Annotated in this window: 6 protein-coding genes; 3 read left to right on the plus strand and 3 right to left on the minus strand. The window is 66.2% G+C overall.

From position 1 onward, the window contains the following. Nucleotides 1–67 precede the first annotated feature (67 nt). Complete coding sequence (locus R5O87_RS10075) at nucleotides 68–655, plus strand: SRPBCC family protein (protein ID WP_410555176.1); 588 nt, start codon at nucleotides 68–70, stop codon at nucleotides 653–655. Here R5O87_RS10075 and R5O87_RS10080 read toward each other — a convergent pair. From R5O87_RS10080 to R5O87_RS10090, 3 genes are read right to left on the minus strand one after another with little or no spacing between them, the layout of a single operon-like run. Continuing rightward, on the minus strand, nucleotides 645–3,782 hold the full coding sequence (locus tag R5O87_RS10080) for an efflux RND transporter permease subunit (protein WP_410555177.1): 3,138 nt from the start codon (nucleotides 3,780–3,782) through the stop codon (nucleotides 645–647). The genes R5O87_RS10075 and R5O87_RS10080 overlap by 11 nt on opposite strands. A 1-nt stretch (nucleotide 3,783) precedes the next feature. Then, nucleotides 3,784–4,236: an efflux RND transporter periplasmic adaptor subunit gene (locus tag R5O87_RS10085; protein ID WP_410555178.1), complete on the minus strand. Its 453-nt coding sequence runs from the start codon at nucleotides 4,234–4,236 to the stop codon at nucleotides 3,784–3,786. Beyond that, complete coding sequence (locus R5O87_RS10090) at nucleotides 4,233–7,406, minus strand: efflux RND transporter permease subunit (protein ID WP_410555179.1); 3,174 nt, start codon at nucleotides 7,404–7,406, stop codon at nucleotides 4,233–4,235. The genes R5O87_RS10085 and R5O87_RS10090 overlap by 4 nt, the downstream gene beginning before the upstream one ends. Nucleotides 7,407–7,862: 456 nt before the next feature. Here R5O87_RS10090 and R5O87_RS10095 point away from each other — a divergent pair, with 456 nt between their 5' ends. Both R5O87_RS10095 and R5O87_RS10100 read left to right on the plus strand, forming a co-directional pair. Continuing rightward, entirely contained in the window at nucleotides 7,863–8,537 is a 675-nt protein-coding gene (locus tag R5O87_RS10095) for a DUF4232 domain-containing protein (protein ID WP_410555180.1), read from the plus strand. A 159-nt stretch (nucleotides 8,538–8,696) separates the two neighbouring features. After that, complete coding sequence (locus R5O87_RS10100) at nucleotides 8,697–10,187, plus strand: FAD-dependent oxidoreductase (RefSeq protein ID WP_410555181.1); 1,491 nt, start codon at nucleotides 8,697–8,699, stop codon at nucleotides 10,185–10,187. Nucleotides 10,188–10,205 lie beyond the last annotated feature (18 nt).

Genomic DNA, 10,205 nt, shown 5'->3' on the forward strand with positions numbered 1-10,205 from the left:
GGCACGCGCTTGAATGGTTGCAGATCTTTGCGCGGCGGAAGCGGCCAGGAGAAAGCAGGAGGCACACATGAACGCCAAGGGCACCAAGAGCACGGACTACACCTTTTTCACGGTCTGGCGCGTGGCCGGGACCGCTGACGACGTCGCGCAGATCCTGGGCGACCCCGTCGGGCTGGCCCGGTGGTGGCCGTCCGTCTACCTCCGGGTGGACCTCATCCATCCGGGCACGGAGAACGGCGTGGGGCGGATGGCCAAACTGCACACCAAGGGCTGGCTCCCCTACACCCTCCGCTGGACCCTGACCGTCACGGAACCGATCACCAGCACGGGCTTCGCGATCCGCGCCACGGGGGACCTGGACGGGACCGGCCGCTGGACGTTCGAACAGGACGGCCCGGAGGTCGTGATCACCTATGACTGGCGCGTCAGCGCCACGAAGCCGCTGCTCAGGCGGCTCAGCTGGCTGCTGAAACCCGGTTTCTCCGCCAACCACCGCTGGGCGATGGCCCGCGGCCAGGAGAGCCTGGCGCTGGAGTTGCGGCGCCGCCGTGCCGGGACCAGTACGGATCCCGTCCCCGCACCACCGCCGCCCACGTTCCGCGGGTTGCGGGGCGTGGGCGGCGGACGGACCAGCAGGTTGGCGGCTAGGCGTTAGCCAGGACCGGCTCAGGCGGCGCCTGGTGCCGCTGGGCCTTCGGCTTGGCGAACCGAAGGTACAGCGACGGAACCACAAACAGGTTGAGCAGGGTGGACGTGACCAGCCCGCCGAGGATCACCAGGGCCATGGGATGTTCAATCTCATGGCCGGGGATGTTCCCCAGGACCACCAGCGGCACCAGGGCAAGCCCCGTGGCCAGGGTGGTCATGAGGATCGGCGAGAGGCGTTCCCCGGCGCCCCGCAGGACCAGTTCCGGACCGAACTTTTCACCCTCGTACTTCTCCAGGTGCTGGCAGTGGTTGATGAGCAGGATGCCGTTCCGGGCCGCGATGCCCATGACCGTCAGGAAGCCCACAATGGACCCCAAAGACAGGACACCTCCGCCCATGAAGGCGGCGAACACTCCGCCCACCAGCGCAATCGGGAGGGTGAGGATCACCAGCGTGGCCAGCCGCCAGCTGCCGAAGGCCACCTGCAGGAGCAGGTAGATCACGGCCAGCGCCCCGATGGCGAGTGTCAGCAGGGTGTTGGTCGCCGCCTGGCGCTCCTGGAACTCACCCAGGATCTGGGTACGGAACCCCGGAGGCAGCTCCACTTTCTTGAGCCCTTCCTCCATGGCCGCAACCACGCTGCCCAGGGTGCCTTCCTTCACGTTGGCCTGGATGTCGATGCGCCGGGAGTGCGCATCGCGCTGGATGACGTTGGGGGTCGGCTTGACCTGGACGCTCGCCACATCGGACAGCAGGATCTTCTGCCCGCTCGGTGTATCGATCGGCAGGTTCCTGATGCTGCTGATATCCGAACGGACCTCCGGCGGGCTCCACACTTGGACGTCGTAGGCCTTGCCGCCCCGGTAGACGTCGCCGACTTCCTCGCCGGCCACCAGCCAGGCCGCGGCCCGGCGGACGTCGCCCGGCTTCAGCCCGTAGCTCTGGGCCTTGGCCAGATCCACCTCGATGTTGAGCTGCGGGATGTCCTTTTGCAGCGCCGTCTGGACGTCAACGGCCCCTTCGGTGGCGTCGAAGATGGAGTGGATTTCCGCCGCCTTGGAGCGCAGAAGCGCCAGGTCGTCCCCGTAAAGCCGGACGACGACGGCGTTGCTGGCTCCGGTGAGAACCTCACGGATTCTCTCCTTCAGATAGGTCTGGACGTCCCGGACGATGCCGGGATAGCCGTCCACCACTTCGTGGATTGACTTCAGCGTCTTGTCATAGTCGACTGCCGGGTCGATGCTGATCCAGTTCTCACCGAAGTACACACCCACCACTTCATCCGCGTTGAAGGCCTGCCCGATGTGCGAGCCGCAGTTCCGGACCCCGGGGATCGTCAGAAGTTCCTCGCAGGCCTTCTGGCTGACGCGGTACTCCTCCGAAACCGACGTGCCCGGCTGTGTCAGCCAATGCATCAGGAAGTCGCGCTCCTTGAAGTCAGGCAGCAGCGACTGCCCGAGCAGCGGTGCCGTGACAGCACCGATGGCCGCCATGGCGCCGAAGGTCGCGTACCCGGCCACGGGCCGCCTCACCATCCGGCTCAGCACCGCACGGTAACCCCGCTTGAGCACCCTCACCAGCGGCGGTTCCTGCTCCTTCAGCGGAACTTTCCGCATGAAGATCAGGGCCAGCGCGGGGGTAACGGTCAGCGCCACGAGCATCGACGCCAGCACGGCCAGGGTGTAGGAGATGGCCAGCGGCCTGAAGAAGGCTCCGGTCAGTCCCTGGAGGAAGAAGATCGGCACCGCCGCGGCGATGATGATCAATGTGGCGTAGATGATCGGCCCGCGGACCTCCAGCGAGGCCTCCAGGACCACCGATGCCGTGGATCTTGTGCCGCCTTCAGCCCGGTGCTGCCGGAGTCTTCGGATGATGTTCTCGATGTCGATGATCGCATCATCCACCACCACCCCGACGGCAATCACCAGCCCCGCCAGGACCATGGTGTTCACCGATGCTCCCGTGAGGTAGAGGACCGACGCCGCCGTCACCAGCGACAGCGGGATGGCGATCAGGCTGATCAGCGCCGTGCGCCACTGGAAGAGGAACGCGCCCAGCACCAGCACCACGAGGATGCAGCCCAGCATCAGCGCGCGGCTGAGGTTGTTGAGGGACTCCTCGATGAACGTTGCCGGCCGGAAGATCTCCGTATCAACGGTGATGCCGCTGAGTCCCGGCTGCATCTGTTCCAGAGCTGCTTCCACTCCCCTGGTGACTTCCAGGGTGTTGCCCCACGGAAGTTTCTCGACGATGAGCATCAGCCCTTCGCCCTGGTTGATCACGGCGTCGCCGATGAGCGGCTGGTGGTCTTCCACGACGTTGGCCACATCACCGAGGCGGAGCGGCTTCCCGTTCTTTTCCTCGATGGTGATCTCCGCGAGGTCCTTCGGAGTGGTGATCGGCAGCACGTGCTGGATGCTGAGCCGCTGGTTGGGCGTCTCAATGTGGCCGCCGGTGCCGATGACGGAACCCGGCGAGTACTGCAGCAGGCCGGCGTCAAGGGCATTGGCGGTGACTTCCATGACCTGGTTCAGGCTGACGTCGTTCGCCTTCAGCTTCTCCGGGATGGCCTGCACCTGCAGCATCTGCAGGCGCTCGCCCCAGATGGCCACGTTGGCCACGCCCGGGACCCGCAGCAGGTGGGCGCGGATCTTCCAGTACGTGATCATGGACATTTCCATCAGCGACCGCTGGTCCGACGTCAGGCCGATCTTCATGACCCGGCTCGTGGACGACAGCGGTTGCAGCATCACCGGCGGCGCCGCCCAGGTGGGCAGCGACGGCGTGACGGTGGCGATCCGCTCCGAGACCAGCTGGCGGGCCTTGAGCAGGTCCGCCCCCGGGGCGAAAATGAGCACGATCGAGGACAGCTGCTCCACGGACTTGGAGCGGATCTCGTCCAGGCCCTCGACGCCGTTGAGGGCGTCTTCGAGCGGAACGGTCACCAGCTGCTCCACCTCGGCGGCGGTCAGGCCAATGGCAATGGTCTGGATCTCCACCTTCGGCGGGGCGAATTCGGGAAACACATCCACCGAGGCCGTGCTGAGCTGGACGCCGCCGAACGCCATCATTGCCACCGCGATGGCCACCACCAAGGCGCGGAATTTCAGGCTGAACCCGACAATCCGGCGCATGTCAGTGACCCTTTGTGCCGAATTCGGCGCCGAACAGCTCCGCGGCACCAACGGTGACAACATCGGTTCCTGCCGGCGGACCGGACCGGAGCTGCACATTGTTGTCGGCGATCTTGTCCACCGTCACTGCGGCCCGGATGTACGTCCGCGGCTCGGGATTCGTGTAAACCCAGGTCTTGCCGTTGGCATCGTAGACCAGGGCGCCGTACGGCACCTGCAGCGGGCTGCCTTCACCCTTGGCCACCTTGACCGTGGTGACACCCAGCCTTTCCACTGCCTTGTCCGTGAGGGTCAGCCGGTTCAGGTCAGGGCCGGCCTTCTCCATGGTGGACGCTGCCTGCCCGGCGGGCGCCGCCGTCGTTTTTACCGTCGCGCACCCGGAGAGTCCCATAGACGCTGCGCAGGCCAGCACGAGAACAGGGCGCCAAACCCCAAAACCACTATTGCTTTTCATGACAATTCCGACCTCTCTGCCAGAACCGGTCCGTTGTTAATCACCAATGAGCTCCCCCAGTCCGTGTTGGAGCGCGGACCAATGCGGAGGAAGAGGATCGGCAGAATAAAGAGGGTCAGCAGGGCAGAGGTGATGAGCCCGCCCCACACAACCAGTGCCAGCGGAAGGATCATGCCCCCGCCGACCGGGCCGCCGAGCAGCACCAGCGGCACCAGTGCCAGTCCGGTGATCACGGTGGTCAGAACCGTTGGAAGAAGCCGCTCCCCGGCCGCCTGACGCATGAGATGAGCCGGCGAATCCGACGGGGCGCGGGACTGCAGTGACTGGTATGTTCCCATCAGCATGACCACGTCCCGGATAGCCAGGGCGAGCACCGCCGCCAGGGCCACCAGCACGTAGACGGAGCCGAAACCGCCGCCCAGGTCTGCGGCGAGGATGCCGCCGGACAGTGCCACGGGCAACAGCAGGAACACCAGCCCGGCGAGGCGCCAGTTGCCCAGGACCGTCAGCAGCAGGACCAGGATGCCGGCCGCCGCCGCGAGGGCGAGCCACCATATGAACGCACCGGCGGCCTGCTTTTCGGCGTACTGCGGCGGGATCTCAGCGTGGTACTCCACCGGGAACTGCATTCCCTTGATGGCGGCCTGGACGTCCCGGGTGACATCACCCAGGTTGCGGCCCTGGATGTTGGCCACGACGTCGATGCGCCGGGAGGTGTCGTCATGGTGGATCACCGTCTGGTTGGGGCGAAGCGTGACCGTGGCCACGTCACCCAGCCGGACCTGTCCGCCTTCGGGCTTGTCGACCATCATGTCGGTAACGCTGCTCAGGCTGTTACGGGTGGCTTCCGTGCCCTTGACGATCACCTGGAAGACCTTCTGCTGCTCGAACAGGTATCCCACCTCGATGCCCTGCAGGACGGTGGCCGCCGCCCGCCTGACGTCGCCGGGTTTGATCCCCTGCTTCTGCGCCTTGGCCAGGTCCACCTCGATTTCCGCAACCGGCTGGTCTACGGTGACGTCCATCTGAGGGTCAACCACGCCGTTTGTACGCGACAGGATCCCGCGGACTTCCTCTGCCTTCTGGCGGAGGATGTCCAGGTCCACACCGAAAACGCGGACCCTGAACTGCCTGTTGTCGATAGCGCTGGCAGCAGCAACCTGCTGCTCCGGGTAGGTGGTGACCTTGGCCGTCAGGCCCGGGTATCCCTCAACAATCTCCCGCACTTCAGAGCGCACCCTGCTGATGTTGACGCCGTCCTCCATGGTCACCCAGAGCTCGCCGGCGTTGACATCGGAGGAGGTATCGGAGGTAATGGCGCGTCCCACGTGGCCGCCCACGGAGGAGACTCCGCGGATGCCGCTGAGCTCTTCGCTGGCGTTGGTCATGACCCTGTTCATCACGTCGGTACCGGTGCTTGCCGCCGCTTCCCATTCCACGAGGAGGGTCCGGTCCGGAACAGCGGCCACAACGGGAAGTTCCTTCGTGGCGGCAGGGACGATGGCAAGTGCTGCGATGGCCATTGCCGCCGCCGCAAGGGCGAACACCGTGGCCACCGTTCCGGTGAAGGCCCGCGCCGAACGCTCGTAGCCGAGCCGCACTTTGCGGACCACGGAAAGGCTGCGCCGGGGACGCCGGTGACCCCGCAGCAGCAGGCTCGCGAGGGCGGGCGTGACTGTCAGCGCGACCAGCATTGCCACGGCCGTGGCCAGCAGGTAGGACAGCACCAGGGGCTTCAGGAAAGCGCCCTCCACGCCCGGCACGAACAGCGCCGGTGCCAGGGCAAGCAGCGCGGTCAGTCCGGCGAACAGGACAGGAACCCGGGACCGCTGCAGCCCGTGGGCCAGCAGGGCCTCACGCGAAACGCGGTCATCGGCCGATTCCCGCCGGAAGCTGTGCAGGTCGGTGATGACATCGCCGATCACAACAAGCAGCGCAAGGACCAGGCCGGCAAACGCCATGACGTTCAGGACCGCTCCCTGGAACTGCAGCACCAGCGCCGCAGCCATGGCCGCCACGGAAATGGACACGAGGGCCAGCACGGCGTACCGCCAGGAGCGGAATGCGATGCCGATAGCCGCGGTGACCACCAGGAGGCTGACCAGCAGGGCAAGGCCCAGGCTGCCGACGGCGGATTCAACGAATGAGGCCGGGCGGAACACCGTGGAGTCCACCGTGATTCCGGACAGGCCCGGACGCAGGCCGTCCAGTACGGCCTCAACACCCTGCGTCACGTCGGCGACGCTGGTATCCGGGAACTTCTCGATGACCAGCAGCAGGCCGGGCGTCTTGCCCGTGACGGCGTCGCCGATCAGCGGCTGGTGGTCTTCACTCAGGGTGGTGACGTCAGCCAGCGTCAGCGACTTGTCGGTGGCGCCTTCGACGCTGACCTTGCCGAGGTCTGCTGGTGTCCGGATCGGAAGCACGTGCTGGATGCCGATGCGCTGGTTGGCGGACTCGAGGAAGCCGCCCGTGCCCGGGGTTGATGCTTCCAGGAAGCTCAGCGGGGACACCCACACGGCGTTGCCTGCAGTCTCCACCACCTGATTAAGCGTGACGTTCTTCGCGCGGAGCTGCTTCGGATCCACCTGAACCTGCAGCTGCTGTTCACGCTGGCCGTAGATGGAGACGTTGGCCACGCCCGGGACACCCATCAGCGCCGGCTTGACGTCCCAGCGGGCCAGGACGGACATGTCGATCGGCGACACGTCCTGGGAGGTCATCTGCACCATCATGACGCGGCTGGTCGAAGAGAGCGGCTGCATCAGTACCGGCGGAGATGACACGTTGGGCAGCGCGAAAGCCTGCGTCAGCCGCTCCGCAACGAGCTGCCGGGCGCGGAGAATATCGGTGCCGGGTTCAAAAACCATCTCAATCGAGGAGAGGCCCGGAACTGACTTCGAACGGATTTCGTCGAGCCAGGCGACCCCGTTCAGCAGGTCGGCCTCCATGGGCGAGGTAATAAGCTGTTCGACCTCGACGGCGGACAGGCCCAGTGCCTCGGTTTGGATCTCCACGTGCGGCGGAGAGAATTCTGGCAAATTATCCACTGGCATGGACGGCAGGGCAGTTAATCCGAACCCCAGAATGCCGGCAGCAGCGGCTAAAACGATCAATCGAAACTTAAGACTCCAGCGGACAAGCCAACCGGTCATAACCTCAGCCCCCATCGTTATTGGCTTCGGCGGCGTTGCCGGAAACCAATGACTGATGCGCCTCTTCAGGTACGTCCGCGGCGGCGTTGCCACGGACGAGTGCCGAGCTGTCTCCCCTCAACCCTGCGCATCCTCCTTCTTGGAGGACACTTCCGGCAGCGGGAGTGATGATGGACCGCGGCCAGACTACAAGCAGTAGTTCCTTGCGGGCTTTTGGATTTCCTACAAGGTGTGGACAAGTGAGACCAAGTTCATTTTGTCACACCGAAAACTGCAGATCAACGCAACTTTTCCGCCCGAATTGACTAATTCTGCGCTACAAAATTGGTTTATCGTTGCATCAACGTCGATCGGAATCATTTCTAACCGAACGGGAATCTCCCCGCCTCCGATGTCACAATCCGGGCATCAAATCGGGGTCTCCGCCGCGCCTTCGTTGACTCCGGCAGGAACGCCAGCAAAGTTAAACCCATGAGGCCTCAGCGAATCAAAAACGGACTAACAGGCACGACGGCGGCTGCCGCACTGGCGCTGCTGCTCACCGCCTGCGGACCAAGCCAGCCCGCCACTCAGGGGACAACCGAACCGGCGCCGGGCTCAACCACCCCCAGTACGTACGCGGCCCCTGAAACGTCCGCCCCGCCGTCGTCCCCTGCTTCACCTTCCCAATCGCAGGCGGCCTCGCCGACTACGACGTCAGCGGCACCGCAATCCACCGCTGCCGGCACCCAGCTATGCAAGGCCTCAGGACTGAAGGCCACCACGGACGCCACAGGCGGCGGTGCCGCCGGCAGCGTCTACATGGAGCTGATCCTCACCAACACCGGCAAGGCCCCCTGCCACCTGAAAGGGTTCGCGGGCGTGTCCCTGACCACCGGACCCAACGGCCAGCCGATCGGCGCCCCGGCCCAGCGCGACACCTCGGTGGCCGTCCAGGACGTCCTGCTGGCCCCCGGGAAGTCAGGCACCGCGGTGCTGCGCTACACGCAGGCGGGCAACTACCCGGACTGCACCAAGACGGCTGCCGCCGGATTCCGGGTTTACCCGCCGGAGGACACGGCGTCGCTGTTCGTGGCGCGGCCCTCGGATGCCTGCAGCAACGCGTCCATCCAGCTCCTGACCATCGGCGCATTCCAGGCCCGCTAGCGCAAAGCTTGCCCCGAGCAACTTGCCCTGCCCCAAGCCTGTTCGGGCCCCAACTCCGTAAGTACACTTGCGATTACGTCGGGGTCCTGGCTGGCAGCGCCGGGCCTGCCGCGGGAGCGCCCCGCGACAAAGACGCAGGCCAAAGGCAGGTTGAGACACGTGACGTCACTCTGGTTGGACCGTACCGACACTTTCACCGGCGATCCGTTCACCCCCGGTGAGTCCTTCGACACCGTGGTGGTGGGTGCGGGCCTGACCGGTCTGACCACGGCCCTGCTGTTGGCCCGCTCTGGACAGGACGTGCTTGTCCTGGAGGCACGCGAACTGGGCGCCGTGGCCACCGGAAACACCACCGCCAAAGTCACCCTGCTGCAGGGCACCGTGCTTTCCGCCCTCCGGCAGCAGTACCCCCAGAAGGTGGTGGACGCCTATGTGTCCGGCAACCGGGAGGGGCAGGCGTGGCTGCTGCGGTACATGGAGGAGCGCGGGGTGCCGTTCCAGCTGCGCGACGCCTACACCTATGCCGCCACGCAGCAGGGCACTGAGGCAGTCCGCGGGGAGCTTACGGCTGCCCTCGCCGCCGACCTGGAAGTGGACTACGTGCGCGATGCGGGGCTGCCGTTTCCCATCCGGGGAGCGGTTCGACTTCGCGGGCAGGCCCAGATCAACCCCATGGACGTGCTCACTGCCCTGGCCGAGGACGTCCGGAGCCACGGCGGCCGCATCGTCACCGGGGTCAGGGTCCGGAACGTCACCGGCGCGGCGCCGTCGACCGTCCACACTGACCGCGGATCGGTCCAGGCCGACTCCGTGGTGCTGGCCACCGGCAGCCCCATCCTGAACCGCGGCCTCTACTTCGCCAAGCTCAAGCCGAACCGCTCCTACGCCGCGGCACTGGAGCTCGCAGGGAACGCGACGCCCCCGGAAGGCATGTACATTTCCGTGGAACAGCCCGTGCGCTCCATCCGGGACTACCCGGCGGACGGCCGGAACCTCCTGCTGGTGGGCGGCAACGGGCACCCGGTGGGCAGGGCACGTTCGGAACAGGCGCACCTGGAGAACGTCCTGTCATGGGCGCAGCAGCATTTCCCTGGCGCCACCGTCACCCACACGTGGTCCGCACAGGATTACCAGGCCACCAACCTCATGCCGTTCTTCGGCAAGCTCCCCCGCGGCCGCGGGCGCATCCTCTTCGCCACGGGCTACAACAAGTGGGGCATGACCAACGCGGTGGCGGCCTCCCTGGGCATCGCGGCGGACATCCTCGGCGGCCAGCTGCCGTGGGCCAACACCATCCACCGGCGCGTGACGTCGCCTCCGGGCGCTGCCTCGGCCGTCAGCCTCAACGCCGGCGTGGCCGCCACGCTGGCGAAGGACTGGGGCAGAGTGCGGCAGCTGCCGCCGTCGGACGGCGCGGCTCCGGCAGAGGGCACGGGCACAGTGACGATGCGCGGGCGGAAGCCCGTGGCCACGTCCACCGTCGATGGAACCACGTGCAGCCTGTCCGCGGTCTGCACGCACCTGGGCGGAATCCTGCACTGGAATGACAACGAGAAGTCGTGGGACTGTCCCCTGCACGGCTCCCGGTTCAGCAGTGACGGCCAGGTGCTGGAGGGGCCGGCCACCCGCGACCTTCCCCCGGCAGGGTAGGGCGTTCTGGTGCTTCTG

It is taken from the genome of Arthrobacter globiformis (assembly GCF_046536215.2).
Lineage (GTDB): Bacteria > Actinomycetota > Actinomycetes > Actinomycetales > Micrococcaceae > Arthrobacter > Arthrobacter globiformis_E.